Below are 16,137 nucleotides of genomic sequence, written 5' to 3'. Positions count from 1 at the left end.
CCACAGTCGTCACCCGAGGCAGCTTTTCCGTATGTGGCGGCTGTGCGACAGCAAATTAGCCCGTCATTGGCCCGTTCGGCTCGGTCTATTCCATACGTATTCACGTTTCGCGCTCCCGCCTCGCGTCCGCCACCGATGCTCCTGCAGTACCTCAGGAGAATACCGCCGTACCGCTTTCCATAGTCCAGGCTCGGCGACTGCCGCCAGCCGGACGGTGCCGTATTCCTTTACGACCCGGCGCCACTTCGCACGAAGCTGCGCGACCGAATCTGTCCGGTTCGGCAACGCATCGACTACCCGGCGCCTGACCATCCTTCGGGTTGTGGTTTCCGATATCTGAAGGTCGCGCGCGATCTGGGCAACGGATCGACCAGTGCGGAACAATAAGCTCGCGCGTTCGGCATAGGCTCGTCCGTATACCGTGACCTCCACACCAAGTGGCTCCCCTCCGGCGACCGAGCGATAGGCAAACGAGTGGCCGCATCGGCAATGCGCATAGTATCTGCCGTTGTGCACTTCCCGGGCCTCGACCTTGTGTCCCGGGCCATGAGCAGCGAGATGATTCGGACAGGACGGCCACCCGTCGACTGACAACTGGCTCGCGTGGCTACCGCAGAAAACTGCCAGCAGGACGTTGGGCAACGCACAGCAAGCACGCTGCCGCCCGGCGAGTCGCGCGACGACCCAGTTCTGGCGGCTGGCAGGGCGTAGGTCGACCATCTCCAGATAGCGCTCGCCGTAAAACGTAACGAATGCCTGGAGTACCCGATTGCTCGACAGCGCCTCCCGTCCATGAGCAAAGCCTGCATTATGGAGTGCCTCCCAGCATGACTGGCGCAACTGTTCTCCGTCGACTGCGACCCTGGACTCCAGCAGATACTGCGCCGCCAGGGCAACCCGCCTGAGATTGCCTATTTGCTCTGGCGTCGCTGTGAGCGAAGCGATCTGACCACGCGCAAGTGCCTCCTGGACGGAAGGCCATGGTGTCCGAGCACTGGAGCCATAGTCAAGATTGCGCAACCACAACCCGTGTCGTGGGCACACAACGACACCTGGCAATTGATGAACGCGCCTGAAGTGCATTGCATCGCCTTTGCGCCTGTCCTCAGCAACGCAGGCGTCACAAATCCGGACGACCCGCTGCTGGTGGATCAGCTTGGGCATAAACGTGGCCAATGCACGTGACCGCCGCACGACGAGCAGGTCGAGCATGGTTTGCGATTGCGTTCGCGTGACAAACGCCGCGTAGAAGGGAAATAGCGTGCGCTGCTCCGCGATCTGTTCGGGCGACACGCCCCACGTCTGGGCCGTATTCTCGGCTACGCGCGAAAGATTGTACGCAAGAGCCGGAGAAAAGTGCGCACGAAAACCGAAGAGGTTCACAAGAAAACGCTTCCAGTCCCGTACGCCTAGTTCAATCGCGTACCTCGAAATCATTCCGAACAGCGGCTCGTCGGACTCGGGTGGAAACAGATCGGTCGCCATGATTCATTGCAGAAAGCTTTCCAGCGCAACTGCTTCAGTTGTGCGATTCCTGCTCCGCCAGTTCACGGGTTTAGTCATGGCTTGTGGACCTCAATAAATCACGCGGCTTTCGGCGGCCGGGTGGGAGACTGAGACTTTTCCATCCTCCTGAGTACTTCCAGTACCACGCCATGCGACGTCGAACCGGGCCTTTCGCGAAGGACCTCGTTGACCCACTGATCAGCATGGCTCTGGCTGACGCCGAGCGCCAGAAGCGAAGAGACAGCCGACGCAAAGGTCTGGTCACGGACCTGATCATGGAAGTCCTTGGCGCCGGCCGACCGGCTCAATGCACGTTGATGCGCCTCGGCCACCTCTCCGCTTAGCACGTCGACATAGCCGGCCAGCTCAATGGAGTTCCGTTTGCGCAACGCCTTGACGATACCAGATAGCGGTGCAAGCAATTCGTGCTGGACCTGCCCCACCAGCTTTGGTGTGATCTGTTCACCGTCGGTCTCAATTGCCACAGTCTGGGCGAGCTTGACCAGCAGTTTGATCAGGGCCGGCAATCCGGCGCTGAGGCCGAGAACGACGGATTTCACGCGCCCGAGATCCTTGGTCGGCTTTTCGAGGAAATTCAACGCCAGGACTTTGTCGACGAACATTTCATACACCTGTCCGTTGCTGAACGGTTCCAGTATTTCGTACCCGTCGTTCGACACGCGCCGGGCCAGACGTAACCGCGTTTTTAGAATAGGCTCGATTTCGGGGGTGCCCATCACCATCATGGCGCAGCAGCCGCTGTTCAGCAGGTTCACCACGGTGTCCAGCAGTTCGGTGTTTGCAGCGGCCCTGAGGAGATTCTGGAATTCATCAATGACGAGCAAGCCTGTGAAGTACTTCCGCAGGACATAGATAACCTTTTCCACGTAGTCGCCACTGTTATCGCGTGTTCGCATCTCTTCCAGATAGTGAGTGTCAAGATGCTGATCGACCCACCGGAGTATGTTCTTGAGGAAGGTCAAAACACTGCCATTTGATGGGCATATTACGTAGATCCAGACGAGTTGCCTGAACCGGTACTGGGGATTCCGGAAGTCCGGATGACGGATTACCGGTGAGAAGAGACTCAATACCAGCCTCATAGCGGTGGACTTGCCAGTGCCAGACATGCCCACAAGCGCACGACACGCGGCATGCCCTTCCACGAGGTCTGCGATTACGCCCGGCTCACCATTCTGGGTTTTTTCATAGGATTCCTGCATGACCTTATGAAGATTAACGCCAGGCCTATATCGCCCAAGTTGGTTACGTAGCGCTGTGTGGAGCCACGTCAGCAGGGTGATGTGAACAGGCAGAATAATCAACAAACGATCGATGCGATCGATCGCCATGAGACGACGCTCTTTTGACCAGGTACAGCATGCTTCCGGACACGAAACAGCGAAGCGACGTTGAAGGCAACCAAGCGTCGCATCCAGGTTTACGAAAGGCGGGAGCGCCAGGATAAGGGGGTTATCGGCGTGCTCGGGTAATTCCAGGGCCCTGTCGTGATACACAGCGTCTACATACCGCTGAGTTAACGCAAAAATGGGATCATTGAAAATATCTCCCGGCGCGTATGCCTCGGCGAGCGTATCAACAGTATTCCCTGGTTCAGGAATGCGGTGGTCGTTGTGGCGTTTCATTGCGACACTCCTTTGGCATTGGTGTGCTGCCGGATTTCCTGCGTCGCGCCCAAACGTTTGAGGGCGGCGGCATCCCGCTCCTCGCGCAGTGAACCGTCTGGTTCCTGCTGTGGCTGCGCGGAAGTGGGACTGTCAGAGGGGGTGGAATACTGGGCTCTGGAAGGACCGGTCTGCGATGGCGAACCCGCGTCCATCATCCGGTTCAGCGCGTTTTCGTGATGCCGCGCGTCGCTCATGCCCGTTGAGGTCGGATGCGGCTTGCCCGCGTCCTTGAGCGCGGCGCGCGTCCGCTTTTTTGCGATTTCCGTGTCGATACGGGCGTCGTTCATCTGCCTGATCCGCTCTGCCTGCTGCATGAAGTCTTCCTCGCGGTTGTTTTCATGCAGTTGATCGACATACTGTTGATGTTCGGCCCATGAGATGCCCTGCATCGCGACCCCGGTATCCACCGCCGGGCAGAAAATGGGGAAGCCATTCAGTTCGACCCATACTCCGCCGAGCTCATCGGGATCGCTCTGGATACGAACATGCCGGTCCTTGCCGCCAAGTCGGCCCAGATAGGCGTCTTCCGTTTCCCTGGACGCATAGAATCTGCCGTGGACCTTGACACCGCGTTCGGTAAGGAGCCCCGTATCTCCGTACCAGGTTGCCAGCTGAATGTCCCTGACGGAATGCTCATGGAGCGCCCCGGAAAGGTTCTCGATCCCCCACCGCCAGCGGTTCAGCGGCGTGTTCGCCTCCCGCGCGAACACCAGCTCGGGGTGTGCGAATTCTCCGGAGAGCGGAGTCCTGTGATAGACATGAACGGCACGCAAGACGTGCGTCATGAACTCACTCAATGTGTAGATGGCGTCCCACGGATAGCGCTGCGGCCGGCCATGCTCATGCCAGTCGCGCTCGACCACTCCGACCTGCTGACGCTGCCAGATCACCGGTACACTTCCCCAGCGCCGCTCCGCAGCGGCTCGCCACGTCGGCGTATACGGACGACAATTGCTGATCGAGATGCCAAGCCTCGCGAGGCGCTGCCAGGGCTCCGCAGCCATGAACTCACTTCCGCGGTCTGCAACAATTGAGGCAGACAGGAAATCGCACGGCCATTCCACAGACAAGATATGGAAGCCGTACCGCGCACAGAAATCGTGTTTCGGCGTAACCGCCGCCTCGATCACCGACGCCGCAGCCGCGTAGCTTGGGCGCTCGAGACTCACGCGCAGTGCGACGATCATCTGGCTGAACCAGTCAATGAGGAAATAGATCGTCGGCCTTCCTACCACCACGGTCCGGTCCAGCCGCGAAAGCAGGTAGATATCCCCGATCGTCGCATCGAGCAGGAACTTGTCGCCCGGGCCCTTCGTCCGCCGGTCAGCGCGCCCGTGCAGCAGCAACGGTCCCGCACGTCCATGCCGGCGGGCAATCATCACTGCACGAACATCCGGCTCCGACTGGCAGAAGTACGCGACCTGTCTGGGGGTAATGATGCCGACCTCCCCCAGTTCCAGTTCCTTCAGGCGACCCTGCTCATCCCTCACTTCGCGCTGCGTGCGCGTCAGCCGGTTAAGTGTGTCGGCGACATTTTTATACGTTGGCCGCGACCTCACCTTGCGCGTCGATCGTCTTGTCTGCCCATGACGTTTCGCCCCTGCGAGCTCACGTCCTACCCTTCGTGCAATCGTGTCGGCCTTCTCTTCTTCACTCCTGCCGGTTCCTTTTCGGGCGCCAAGCGCTTCAAGCCACGGGGCTTCGCTTTCGGTCAACAGCAGATCAACCGCCTGCCAGAGCAGACAGGTCAGTTGCTTGCCGGGGAGCATGTATTGTCGCTCCGGATGCAGACGCTGCGATTTCGCCCGACGGCCTGGCCGGCACGTGTAGTTCCGCCTGATACGCTTCCCACCCGGCTCGCTGCGATAGGCCCCGCCGTTTCGTGGCCGTCCGCAGTTGGGCAGATCGCTGCGCACTGCCAGCTCCGTCATGCCACGCTGGAAATATCTGAGCAGGTCTCCATGAATGGTCTTTACCTGAACGCCCTCGCGTTCGGCCGTCTCGCGGATAAGCCGGCCGCGCGTCGCCCGGTCAAGCAGCGGCCGGATCGCCGATGGATTGAATGATTCTCCGGGCTGGACGAGGGGACGGATTCGCTTCCAGACTTCCGACGATTTGCTGTCGTGCCCGACGAGCGCTCGGCGCGTCCTATTCTGGTCAGCGAACGGGTCCTCCAGAACCGGCATCATCCGCTCTGCGCCGCGATAACCATCTTCGGTGAAGACCCGCAGATCCGCGGTCCTGTATCGGGAAAACTTGAGGTGCTTTCCCGTGATGGGGCAAAGCTCGGTGTGTTGGGTATCGGAGTACACGACCCGGTAGACAAGCCCGGAGTCCGGAGCGCGCCAGAGACTGCATACGGGAAATGGAATCCTGCATTGAATCCGCATCGGCATGTCGTGCTCCCGCAAAAGAGTCAGTCCTGGGCACGAGACGCGGTTACCGTGAAGGCTGCAGGGGGCAGGCAGAACAGGTCGCGCGCCGACAGGTCTACCACCAGTGCCTGCATGGCGAGCAGTTGCCGGAACGCACACACCGACGCGCCCGCAGGCAGAGATCCACGTCGGGTGGCCGCGCGGCAGGCCTCGCGAATGGTAACGTGATCGTGATGAACCAGTTCGTCGAGCAGCACGGCGTGGACCAGTTGCTGCGCAGCTGTCACGCCCGTGCGCACGATCTGCTCGGCAACCGGAAAGAGCCAGCAGAGATTGGCTGCGAGGGGGGCGTTGACGCCATTGCGGCGACAAACTGAAAACTCGGTGCCGCACTCCCTCCAGTAAAGCTCGAGCAGCCTGCACTCGTTCTCGAAGGCAGGGGTCGATGCGCCATCTGAATGACGCGTCAGAATGGCTTCTTCCTTTACTGCGCCATCTTTCTGCAGGGTCACGACGAGGTCGGTCAGCAGCACTTCGGGGTTGCTCGTCCCACCAGGATGATGCAAACCATTTCGGAGAGCAATCGCAGTCGTATGCGATGTGACCGAAGGGACGTGTTCACGGATGTCCGTGACGCCTGTTCGGAAATACTGCTCCAGAAATACACATAGCTCGGCATCCGAGCGCAATTCCACTGGTCGGTCGCCAAACCGTGCGCACGCGAACCTGTGAATGAGACCCGAGCGGGGCAACTCCCGACCTCTCAGTGGAGAAACATAGCCGTCACCATGCAATTGCCCCGCATGCTGCCGCGTCAGCAGACGACGGCGCGTCGAAAGCGACAGACCAATCATGTTTGCACTCCAAATCAATTGAGATGCCGGCCTGTCGCTATGCGGTGCAATGGCGGCAGGCTGCGCCGCGGGCTTCACAGGAATCAAGGCATTGCCCTGCCCACACACCACCGCTGGCAACCGCAGTTCGCCATTGTCGCGGAACGTGGCCCGCCATCCGGTTAATACATCTGGCCCTGGCAATCACCCATGATCTGCGCCACTGGCAAAATGACGACCATCACGCCGTGGGCGAAGGCCCACTGCTCGACCTGGGCAAGCATATCCGGTTGATAGTCCATAACGAGTGCGTGAGGTACCCTTTTCTGTTTGGAAAGGCGCACAAGGCATGCCACCGCACCATCCTGCCTGTACGGACCAAGATCTACAGACGTTAGGAACCGCTGGGTGTGCCAGTCCCGTACGCTAACGCGGCATGTGTTCACAACGGCTGATAATCCGGTTATCGATCTGACGTTAATCTGCCAGGTTTCATTGGCAAGATCCGTCCAGAATCCCTGCCCCGCTGCGCTGGAGCGGCGGCTCCTAAACCGACGCGCGCTGTCATCAGGATGTAGCCGCGGAACGGGTCTTATGAGCGGGTTGTCGGTTAAACCGGTTCGCCTCGACGAAGGCGGAACGCAGGCCACATCACGCCCAATGTCTACCAGTCTGGTTCGCAGCTTTCCAACGCCCGACGCGGGTGCCGCCACAACGTGGGACCTCTGTTCAGGCCATCGCGGTGGCGGCAGCAAGGCGTCGCTAGTCGGCAAGCCGCCCAGCGTACGCCGGATCTGCTCGAACGCGGGCGAGGCGCCGCTCAGGTCCCAGTCTTGCGCTTCATGCTTATGGTGCTTTGCATGCTTATGGGACTTTTTGGGTTTAGGGTGCGTGGCATCCATGTGCGGTCTCTGATGCTTTCCCTTGGTGCTAATACCTGCGGTTGGCTTCATGAGCCCTCCTGAGTGTGAAAATGCGGCGCCTGATGCGGCCGCGTTGGCGAGCACCGAAGATGCATCTGCACCCATTGAAACGGAAGTGCCGAAAACACGCCGGGCTCTGAACCCGAGGGTGCGGTGCGATCCTCATGCCGAGTCGCACCCTCGCCCCGCCTTTTTCTCAAGTACTCCATATTTATTGGTGAGAATGCCTCGCATGACTGTGTGCTTCAGGCGGAGTACCCGACAGCTTTTTCAGGTAACTTTAGCCCATGGTTGTCCAGGGTCAAGATGGCCGCGTCGGTACCGTCGTGCTTGTGCTGGCCGCGATCGTATCGTGAATAACAGACACTAATAATTTTTCACGGCGACCTGATGGCGTTGAAAACACGGGCCATTTCCAGGTCCGATCTGGCCATCTCCCCACCGTGCTCCGTCCACAGGACAATGCTTCGTACTGCAAACGATATCAAGATCCATACAGGCAGAATCGCGCGAGTCATCGTACAACGGTGCTATCCTTCAGACCATTTCAACCGAAGGGTCTTAAGTTTCTTTTATATGACTTCTCTGTATATGTCGAGGGTAGTTTTTGGCCTGCCCTGAAGTGAACTGACTGGACGAGATGAGGCCGCAGTCTGACTTCAGGCAGGACGCGTTCTTGCGCCCCGATTGGCACGATAATCAAACTTATCCTGCACTGCGGATCTGTTCCCTGACGTTTTTTCCTGAATTTCCACAAACTGCGCCATGAAATCGGGAAATCCCGTCAACCCCGTGATTTGCGGCCATAATGGATCGATGGGACGAACACCGCTCAATTCCGTGCAGACCGTTCGTATCGTGGTCCAGCAGCTGCTGGACGCGGCCGGCGTGGCTGCGCCCGTCACCCCGCTACTGTTCCGACGCGTCGTGTCCACGCGCCATGTCAGAGAGCTGTTGGGAGGTGGAGATCCTTCGTGGATTGGCCGGCAGATCCGCACAATCGAGGCCGAGGTGATCAGCGAGAGCGCCGCGCGCTACAAAGCGAGCGGCCTTCCCGAACCGGTGGCCGACTCGATGCGCGGGCTCTGGCTGATGGCGCTGGAAGCCGCGCGCCGTGAGTTCGCCGCAGCACAGGCGGACGCCTTGGCCTCGGTCGCCGCCGCTGCGGCAGAGCGCGACAACGCCAATGCGCTGGTGGTGATGTTGCAGACCGAACTTGCCGACCGGCAGAAAGAGGCGCGCGAGCGGGACGTGCGGGTCGCACAGCAGCAGGCGGAACTGGTCCAGCTCCAGCAGCGGCTCGCCGGGGAAACGGACCGTGCGCTTCGTGCCGAAGCGGCACGTGACCAGGCGCTCCGCGCCAGCGATGAAGCCCGGCGCCAGCACGACGAGGAACTGGCAGCGGTCCGGGAGCGGTATGCCGGCCTGTCAAAGCAGTTATTTGCGATGACCGACGAGCTTCGCCAGTCGCGGGCCGTGGCACAGCCCCTGCCGTCCAGCCAGAAATGAAAGCGTTGCGCCATCGTCGCGCCCAGGTGAGCGCGCAGTATCAAGAAACTGCTTGGCGCCGGCACACAAACCCATGCAAGCGCGCCCTCCACTCCGCCCGCGGGCCAGCAGAACCCTCCCGCCGGCTAGCCCGCCAGGCAGCCAGCCAGATGGATGACGCGCCATGCTACGCCCCTCAGACTACCTCGACGTTTCGGTGGACCCGCCGCAACCGCTGCCTTGCGACATCGGCGGCGTCATCGCGTACCTGTCGTCTGTATTGAACCTGCCCGTCTACGAGACATGGACGCCCGCGAGGCTTCTCCAGCAGTACGGATCCATGCCGGCGGCCAAAACCGCCCAGCCAGAAGTGTTTGCACTGCTGCTCGGCGGCGGAGCAGCGGTCCAGTTCTGGGACCTGGGTCAAAGCCGCACGCTGGGCGCGGCACAGGCACCCACTGCGGAAGCTGTCGTCGGGCGCCTGCTGCGCACCCTCAGGGTCCGGTTCCGCCCGGTGCATCCGCCGGCGCCGCGGGAACCTGGCCCGAAGCGCCCCGGGGCCGCAGTCATCCACCCCGACCTGCGGCCGCCGCGACGCCCCCTTGCATGCGAACCCTGGCTCTCGGGCACCGGCCGGTTTTACAACAGTGATCTGACGACCAATACCCTGGGCGTCTCCGATGACGGCGTCGCGCTCCACCGATTCCTGCAGGAGCGGGCCAGCGGCTCGCCCCATACCCTTCGCGCCTACACGTCGGAAATACGTGCGCTGGTCCGCTGGTGCGAAGCGAATGGCGTGGCCGGCCCGCTGTCTGCGCTGACGCGCCATACCCTGCTCGATTACCGGGATGCACGCCGCAAGCGGGGCGAAGCACCAACGGAACACGAGGGAGCCGCACGCAGCGAAGCGGGCCAGCAACGCACGATGGCGGTCCTGCGCAGTCTGTTTGGTTTTCTGACGCTCACGGGTTATCTGACGTCGAACCCGTGCGCCGGGCTGGGCGACACCGCGGCTGTCCGCGCAGGATTCCGTCCCGAGCGTCTCCTGCCGGCTGCCGCGGTAGCCGCTATCGACCGCTGGCTACGCGAACGGACTGGGGGCACTGGCCGTCAGCCGGACGTCGCGCGGCGCGCCGCGATCCTGGCGACCTATCGTTTTACCGGCATCCGGCTCGATGAGCTGGCGACCCGGGACGGCTATCCGCGCCTGAGCGTCGACGCCGACGGCTGGACGATCAGGGTCAAGGGCAAAGGACGGAAGCAGCGTTCCATTCCGGTCCCCGACAGCTGCACGGTTTTCCTGAAACAGTATCGCGTTGCATGCGGACTCGGGGCAACGCCGTTACCGGGCGAGGTCGCGGCCCTGATCCGGGGAAAGCGTGGCGCCGGTCTCGGCGCATCGGGGCTCTACCGGGAGGTCAAGGCTGCATTCCGGGAGATGGCTTCGGCGATGCCCGCGAGCGATACGGCGGCCCGTCTGGTTCTCGAAAGCGCCTCGCCTCACTGGCTCAGGCATCTCGTCGGCAAAACGCTGGTGATCGATAAAAAGGCTCCGCTGCCGATGGCGGCGGCCCTGCTCGGTCACGGGTCCGTGGTGACAACCGCAGGCTATTCCCAGACCGACCTTTCCGAACTGCGTGCACTCATGCAGGGCAGCTTCCCGCTGTGATCCTCAGACGAGGCGCAGCAGCCATAACAGCCACTCACACGGTTGCGGGCGCAAGGGCGGGCCGCGCATTTTTTCAAGGTGAAAAGCGGGCGTGGACACGGGCATGCCGCTCACTTCCCGCGTGGTCGCGGTGACGGTGGAGACAGCAGCTCGCCCACGTCTCTCCCAAGAGCACCGGCAAGTGCGGCAAGAATCAGCAGTGAGGGATTGCCAAGCGACCGCTCGATCTGACTCACGTAGGTGCGATCCACGTCAGCCTCAAGGCTCAGACCTTCCTGGGAGAGCGCATGCTCTCGCCGGAACGCTTTAATGTTGATCGCGAGATGCCGTCGGAGCGTCTCATAGTCGCGTTGCTTCATATAGCGAAGCGTGACTATGCCGAGACTCCTGGTCCACGGGATATAATCTACAAACTGAAATTACGTGAGCTAAAGATGTTGTTGACCCATGCCCAGTGGGCCGAATCCAACCCGGCGAAACAGAAACTTTCCGCACCCCACCGCCCCTGGCGGTGCGTCGGCATTTCGGCCGAATCACCGATCTTTTTCGTCGACCTGTTCTGGGGGCCCGACAATCCGGATCAGGCAATTCGAAGTGTACTGGTGTCGTCGCCGGAAGAACTCATTGAAATCGTAACGGAGGTCGGTCCGGATCGCTGTCGCGTGTTTCATCTCGGCCTTGCCAATGGCCGTCGTGACGGGCAGCCTGCCCTGACTGAAGTCACGGGACTGCGGAGTCATCGGGCGCCCGGCAACCCGATGAAATGGTACGTCTATGCAGATGCGCAAGGTTGCCAGCACGCGTGCGTTTCATGGTCGCCCCGCGCGGATGAGACTTCGGTGTGGGAAGAGGAACTGGTACTAAACATCCGTGCGTTGTAATGCCTGACCAGCCTGTTATTGCGGAAGTAGCCCTGCCATGAGACCGAAATGCATGGAGAGCCTTGGGATATCAACAGCCAGCGGCAAATATAGGCGAGGCGCATGTCACGTAATCGTGTTCAAACCGGGTGCGAATGGTCATGGTTCTGATATGTGTTGCCGCCGACGTCCGTTTGACCCGGATGCCGACATTTGGCTGAACCGCCAAGGAAAGCCCCGAATCGTTGCTGCTGAAACGTTTTTCTGCTTGGAAACAGTGGTCAGTCCGCCGTCGGCATGTGGGTCGATACTGTGTCGGCGTCAACCACCCAAGGGCAAACAGGCGTCCAACATTCAACCAATCTGACGGCTGGTGCGCTGACAATCGCCTGGAAGATGGTCCACCTCGGTGGACCATCTCTCTTTCAACTACGTGCCATCTGTGGACGCGGCTGGGAAATCGTCCAGCATCCAGTGCAAAGGGGGCTACCTCTCGTCATTGAGCAAATCGATGCGCTCGCCGAACTTCTGGTGCCAGTTGGTGCGTGGTTTTTCGGGTCAGGCGCAGCCTGGCGTTAACACCGGTTCTGGCGCTCGCTGCTTTCCCGCAGAATGCCCTTGCGCAAGAAATCCCAATAGATGGGCTGTCACATGTCGGTAACGGTCTGCGCTAATAGTCGTGCCGCAATGCTGGAATCCCGAAGACACCTTCGCTCGGACGAAGGGCTCACAATGGAGACACCGTTCATGAAGGTAGCCGTTTTGACGCTGCATCGCGGCTATCAACTCACGGCTAGCGCATGTCCCGCGCACGGCGGTTTGCATGCCGCAGACCTTCTCATCGAGAGGCCCGGCCGCACGCCTGAAACCTTCGCTTCACTCGACTACTTCTTCGACGACGAGCAGGCATTGCAGTATGCGACCCACTGGGGGCGCATCTGGGTTGACATGAAGACATGAGGCCCACGGCCCGTTTGAGCGTCACGATACGTACAGGCAACCAACGGAGACCTGCATGCGCGATGTGCCACAAATCGAACCCTCGTCCTACCTCGTTACCGAAAAGACGCTGCGCTTTCTTGCACGCGACTCCCAGAATCCCGCTGGCGCCCTCGTTTATTGGCTCGGAGTAACAGAACCATCGCGAGCGCCACGTTTTTTCGAGGCTATGCAAAAGTTCGGACAGCTGATGCAACTGGTTCTTCCAGACGAGCGCCCGGGTGTTTTCGTGAAGCGCAGCGCCGTTAAACTGGCCCAGGATTACGGCGATGTGAAGCGACTTGTTTTCAAGGACGGGTCGTCGCTTGATGTTCGATATGCCGGGCCATGCAGCGACCTCCACGAGTGAGCGTCACAACATCCCAGAAGCGGAATGAAGTGCGACGCGTCAAAGAAGCTCGTTCGAAACAACTTTTGAGGCATTACGGACGTTATCCGATTCGGTACTGGCTAACCGTGTGCATCGACCCAGGCGCGCGCCCAATCTAAGCCTGCATGTTGCGCTTCCTCCTCCGTGTCAAAGTAGGCGAGGATGCCTGAGGCCTCGACGAGCTTGCCGCTCGAGGTTATGGTCCCGCTTGCGGCATAGCGCTCCGGCTGGAGAATATCTTCCTGCTGCAGGACGGCGTGGCCCCACACGCTGTACCCGCTATAACTCTCCGATTCCATCAGCGAGTGACCTCCACAGAAGCTCCGCGAGTGGTCACTCGAAGAACGTTTCCCTCGGGCGTTATCTGCCGTGGAATTTCTGACATATCTGGCTTGTCTGCCGGCACGGCATTCTGCATTTGGCTCTGCTTCGCCATGAGTTTTGGCGCGAACGTCGGGGCACGCCGCGCGTGCACTTTCACCGCATGCGGGACCAGATGTCGATGAGCCGCCGTTTTGTGCGCAGCACTGACCCTGTGTGGGGCAGTCGCACGAGCTTCTGGCGGATTCCAGACTTCCGTGTATGTGCCAGCCGCAAACGCAGCCGGCGCAAGCGCCGCCATCAGAACGGCCAGTCCGATTCGCTTCACATATTCTCCTTGCCGGCGTGCCGTTGCAGCCATTCTGTGCAACCCACACCCTGTCCGACGCATCCGCCATCAGAGCCGGGACAATTATGCCGGTCCCGTATGTCAGCATTGACGCGCCACACATTCTCCTGCGTCGGACTTGCTGTGCCAATCGTTCGCCCATTTTCACAAACGTAAAACGTCGGCTCATCGGCTTTGCCGCGCCGAACCGCATCGTCGACACATGCGTCGCCGAAGGCATCACGCATGTTTGCCATGAACGCCGCCATCTCGGGCATCGGATGGTCGACCTTGCTGCGAACGCGTGCATCCATGATGCGGCCCCGATTAAAAGTGTCTGTTCACTGTCGCAAAATTACGTGTAGCATACTGTATGAATATACAGGTTTTTTGACGTGCCACGTCTACCGCTACTGTCCTCGCTGAAGAAATACATCTGGCCCTTTGGCGGGCGTCCCAGCTCGCGCGTGGCCGTGGGCGGGTCGTGGAAATGGGATACCCGGCGCTGTCTGCCGAGTTGCCCGGCGGCGGGTGGACGGTCGGCGCGCTCGTCGACCTGCTGGTGCAGCAAGCCGGTGCGGGTGAACTCCGGCTGTTGCGCCCTGCGCTCAGTGCCGCTGGGGAGCGACCGGTCGCATTCGTGCAGTCACCGCATACCCCTGACGGGCTGGGGCTGAGCTACATCGGCCTTCCTATTGAGCAGGTGCTGCGGGTGTAGTACCGTTTCGATTTGTCAGTGGAGCTTGACGCGAGGCATTGCCGCACGACGGAGGCCGTGCACGACGAGGTCAACGAGTGTGCGACGAAAGCCTGACACTGAGGCGAGGTGCTTCCGATAGAGCGCTGCGTACATCACCTTCGCCACCAGGCCTTCGACCAGAAGGTTCCTGCCGACGCCGCCGCCCATCAGATTACCAACGGCAGACGAAGAGCCGAGCGACACGAGCGAGCCGTGGTCGATGTAGCTGAAGCCGCCAAGAGGACGTCCTTCAACACGCGCGCGAAGGGCCTTCGCCAGAAACGTCGCCTGTTGATGCGCTGCTTGTGCGCGCGGTGGCACCACACGGTCTTCCTTCCACGAGCAACTTGCACAATCACCGAACGCGAATACGTTCGGGTCGGTTTCGCTCTGAAGGCTTCGCGAAACCTTAATCTGGTTGATTCGATTTACAGCGATACCGTCCAGTGACGCCAGCACATCAGGCGCCTTGATGCCTGCGGCCCAGATGGTGATGTCTGCTGGAATGATTCGTCCGTTCTTCGTGAAGACGTCGTGTCGCCCGACTTCCGTGACCGGGTCAGCTACTGACACTTCAATCCCAATCTTTTTGAGCAACTCAGTCGTGGCTTCGGCGACCGTGGTCGACAAGGCAGGAAGAATCCGGGGGCCGGCCTCAAGCAGAGTTACATTGATATCGCTATCTCGCCCAGAGGCATGAAGGCCGAACTGGCGAAACGCCTTCTCCATCTTGCGCAGTTCGGCGGACAGTTCGACGCCCGTTGCTCCACCACCGATGATTGCGACGTGCACCGCAGCCTGGGTCCCTGAGGCGTTGAGGGCGGCTTTTTTCACGCAGGTCTGGAGAAGCCTGCGCCTCAATCGTTCGGCCTGCGCCAAGGTATCAAGAGGTATTGCATTTGACTGCGCGCCCGGCACTCCGAAAAAATGCGTTTGACTGCCCAAGGCAAGAACGAGCGTGTCGTACTCGATGCATCGCGCAGGCAAAATTTCCTCGTTGTCACCTTCGGTGTCGAACATGGGAGCGAGACGCAGAAACTGCGACGCACGCTCTAACCCGACCATTTCTCCGCGGACAAATTCGAAGTGATGCCAATGAGCTTGTGCTGCATACTCAATCTGATGTGCATGCGCATCGAGACTTCCTGCAGCCACTTCATGCAACAGTGGCTTCCAGACATGGGTCGGGCAGCGGTCAACCAGGGTGATGTGAGCTCGCTTCGATTTCCCGAGCTTGTCGCCAAGGCGCGTAGCTAATTCAAGGCCACCAGCGCCGCCGCCCACGATTACGATGCGATGCATCACAAGCTCCTTGGGTTAGTTGTAGCCGAGAATCGCGACAGACGAAACGTCAGCACGGTCGGAAACATTGCTCGCAAGTGCATTCATCGGTGCCTGCAGCATGATTGTGTAAAGCGAAGGTTTCTGACCTGCGCTGACGCGCGCAGCAGCCGTTTTGATGCTAGTTGCGAGGTACGGGGAGACGGCCATAAGAGGAGTTTTAAGCGAGTTCATCTGCGCACCAGTAGGTTGATGGTTAGGACGATTTGCGTGGCTTCCGACTCCGTCCGGGAAGTTTTGCTGGACGAGAACAGGCCATGAGGCAACGCTTTCTGAGCCACCACAACCACCTGATTTGTCGTTGTTTTTCACAAAAATCACAGTCAGTTGCATGCCCAAGTCTCAACTATAGGAAGCCAAATTAAGAAAAAAAAGACGACACATTTTGACTATATAGGAAGGTTTTTCTTTCTAATTGTCGTCTTCTCGGGCAGGGGCCCGGTAAGCGGCGACTTGCCGCGTCAGGGGCGGTTCGAGACAGGCGGCTTGCTTGAACGACCCGTGGATGCTGCAGCTTCGGCGGTTCAAGCAAGAGCCTTCGCGACTTTGAGTTGGGGTGTTCCGGTGCAGGTTTTCAACTGTAGCGTGGCACGCCCGGAGTGTCGCTGGAGCCCAGGACGACGATGAGGTGAATCTGAATACGGACGTAACTTGAGCTGTCTCGAAAGAACAGAGCCGTGTCCGATATGGCGCTGCC

At 60.1% G+C, this 16,137-nt stretch carries 15 protein-coding genes; 6 read left to right on the top strand and 9 right to left on the bottom strand.

Annotation, left to right across the window (positions count from 1 at the left end; translation table 11 throughout):
* Nucleotides 1-63: 63 nt before the first annotated feature.
* The 4 genes from ACFSNN_RS00305 to ACFSNN_RS00290 all read right to left on the bottom strand — a co-directional run bounded on the left by ACFSNN_RS00305 (nucleotide 64) and on the right by ACFSNN_RS00290 (nucleotide 6,423).
* Nucleotides 64-1,485, bottom strand: a complete 1,422-nt coding sequence (locus tag ACFSNN_RS00305; protein WP_134461501.1) for a TnsD family Tn7-like transposition protein — start codon at nucleotides 1,483-1,485, stop codon at nucleotides 64-66.
* A gap of 98 nt (nucleotides 1,486-1,583) precedes the next feature.
* Entirely contained in the window at nucleotides 1,584-3,152 is a 1,569-nt protein-coding gene (locus ACFSNN_RS00300; RefSeq protein WP_134461498.1) for an ATP-binding protein, read from the bottom strand.
* Nucleotides 3,149-5,590 carry a DDE-type integrase/transposase/recombinase gene (locus ACFSNN_RS00295; protein ID WP_134461496.1) on the bottom strand — a complete coding sequence of 814 codons (2,442 nt, stop codon included), beginning with the start codon at nucleotides 5,588-5,590 and terminating at the stop codon, nucleotides 3,149-3,151. The genes ACFSNN_RS00300 and ACFSNN_RS00295 overlap by 4 nt, the downstream gene beginning before the upstream one ends.
* 20 nt (nucleotides 5,591-5,610) lie before the next feature.
* Nucleotides 5,611-6,423: a TnsA endonuclease C-terminal domain-containing protein gene (locus ACFSNN_RS00290; RefSeq protein ID WP_134461493.1), complete on the bottom strand. Its 813-nt coding sequence runs from the start codon at nucleotides 6,421-6,423 to the stop codon at nucleotides 5,611-5,613.
* 1,667 nt (nucleotides 6,424-8,090) lie between these two features.
* On the opposite strand from ACFSNN_RS00290, the gene ACFSNN_RS00285 reads away from it, so the two are divergent.
* Both ACFSNN_RS00285 and ACFSNN_RS00280 read left to right on the top strand, forming a co-directional pair.
* A complete protein-coding gene (locus tag ACFSNN_RS00285) occupies nucleotides 8,091-8,834 on the top strand; it encodes a DNA-binding protein (RefSeq protein ID WP_134461490.1) in 744 nt (247 codons plus the stop codon).
* A 163-nt stretch (nucleotides 8,835-8,997) separates the two neighbouring features.
* Nucleotides 8,998-10,482: a tyrosine-type recombinase/integrase gene (locus ACFSNN_RS00280; RefSeq protein WP_134461487.1), complete on the top strand. Its 1,485-nt coding sequence runs from the start codon at nucleotides 8,998-9,000 to the stop codon at nucleotides 10,480-10,482.
* Nucleotides 10,483-10,592: 110 nt separating this feature from the next.
* Here the strand turns inward: ACFSNN_RS00280 and ACFSNN_RS00275 are convergent, their stop codons facing one another.
* The gene (locus ACFSNN_RS00275; RefSeq protein ID WP_134461484.1) at nucleotides 10,593-10,841 is read right to left on the bottom strand and encodes a helix-turn-helix transcriptional regulator; all 249 of its coding nucleotides are present in this window, start codon (nucleotides 10,839-10,841) and stop codon (nucleotides 10,593-10,595) included.
* On the opposite strand from ACFSNN_RS00275, the gene ACFSNN_RS00270 reads away from it, so the two are divergent.
* From ACFSNN_RS00270 to ACFSNN_RS00260, 3 genes are all read left to right on the top strand, one after another.
* Nucleotides 10,770-11,363 carry a hypothetical protein gene (locus tag ACFSNN_RS00270; RefSeq protein ID WP_166799302.1) on the top strand — a complete coding sequence of 198 codons (594 nt, stop codon included), beginning with the start codon at nucleotides 10,770-10,772 and terminating at the stop codon, nucleotides 11,361-11,363. The two genes, ACFSNN_RS00275 and ACFSNN_RS00270, sit on opposite strands and share 72 nt — an antisense overlap.
* A 726-nt stretch (nucleotides 11,364-12,089) precedes the next feature.
* Nucleotides 12,090-12,302, top strand: a complete 213-nt coding sequence (locus tag ACFSNN_RS00265) for a hypothetical protein (RefSeq protein WP_134461478.1) — start codon at nucleotides 12,090-12,092, stop codon at nucleotides 12,300-12,302.
* A gap of 55 nt (nucleotides 12,303-12,357) precedes the next feature.
* Nucleotides 12,358-12,690 carry a hypothetical protein gene (locus tag ACFSNN_RS00260; protein ID WP_134461475.1) on the top strand — a complete coding sequence of 111 codons (333 nt, stop codon included), beginning with the start codon at nucleotides 12,358-12,360 and terminating at the stop codon, nucleotides 12,688-12,690.
* 101 nt (nucleotides 12,691-12,791) lie between these two features.
* Here ACFSNN_RS00260 and ACFSNN_RS00255 read toward each other — a convergent pair whose 3' ends face one another.
* Both ACFSNN_RS00255 and ACFSNN_RS00250 read right to left on the bottom strand, forming a co-directional pair.
* The gene (locus tag ACFSNN_RS00255; protein WP_134461472.1) at nucleotides 12,792-13,010 is read right to left on the bottom strand and encodes a hypothetical protein; all 219 of its coding nucleotides are present in this window, start codon (nucleotides 13,008-13,010) and stop codon (nucleotides 12,792-12,794) included.
* Between the two features lie 346 nt (nucleotides 13,011-13,356).
* The gene (locus ACFSNN_RS00250; RefSeq protein ID WP_134461466.1) at nucleotides 13,357-13,674 is read right to left on the bottom strand and encodes a hypothetical protein; all 318 of its coding nucleotides are present in this window, start codon (nucleotides 13,672-13,674) and stop codon (nucleotides 13,357-13,359) included.
* A gap of 170 nt (nucleotides 13,675-13,844) precedes the next feature.
* Here ACFSNN_RS00250 and ACFSNN_RS00245 point away from each other — a divergent pair, with 170 nt between their 5' ends.
* Complete coding sequence (locus ACFSNN_RS00245) at nucleotides 13,845-14,078, top strand: hypothetical protein (RefSeq protein ID WP_244322901.1); 234 nt, start codon at nucleotides 13,845-13,847, stop codon at nucleotides 14,076-14,078.
* Between the two features lie 15 nt (nucleotides 14,079-14,093).
* Here the strand turns inward: ACFSNN_RS00245 and ACFSNN_RS00240 are convergent, their stop codons facing one another.
* Both ACFSNN_RS00240 and ACFSNN_RS00235 read right to left on the bottom strand, forming a co-directional pair.
* Nucleotides 14,094-15,401 carry an NAD(P)/FAD-dependent oxidoreductase gene (locus ACFSNN_RS00240; protein ID WP_134461463.1) on the bottom strand — a complete coding sequence of 436 codons (1,308 nt, stop codon included), beginning with the start codon at nucleotides 15,399-15,401 and terminating at the stop codon, nucleotides 14,094-14,096.
* 15 nt (nucleotides 15,402-15,416) lie between these two features.
* Nucleotides 15,417-15,773, bottom strand: a complete 357-nt coding sequence (locus ACFSNN_RS00235; protein ID WP_134461461.1) for a hypothetical protein — start codon at nucleotides 15,771-15,773, stop codon at nucleotides 15,417-15,419.
* Nucleotides 15,774-16,137 lie beyond the last annotated feature (364 nt).

The organism is Paraburkholderia dipogonis, assembly GCF_042680985.1.
GTDB lineage: Bacteria > Pseudomonadota > Gammaproteobacteria > Burkholderiales > Burkholderiaceae > Paraburkholderia > Paraburkholderia phytofirmans.
Note: the sequence above shows the minus strand (reverse complement) of the source record. Positions and strands in the feature narration are given on the sequence as shown.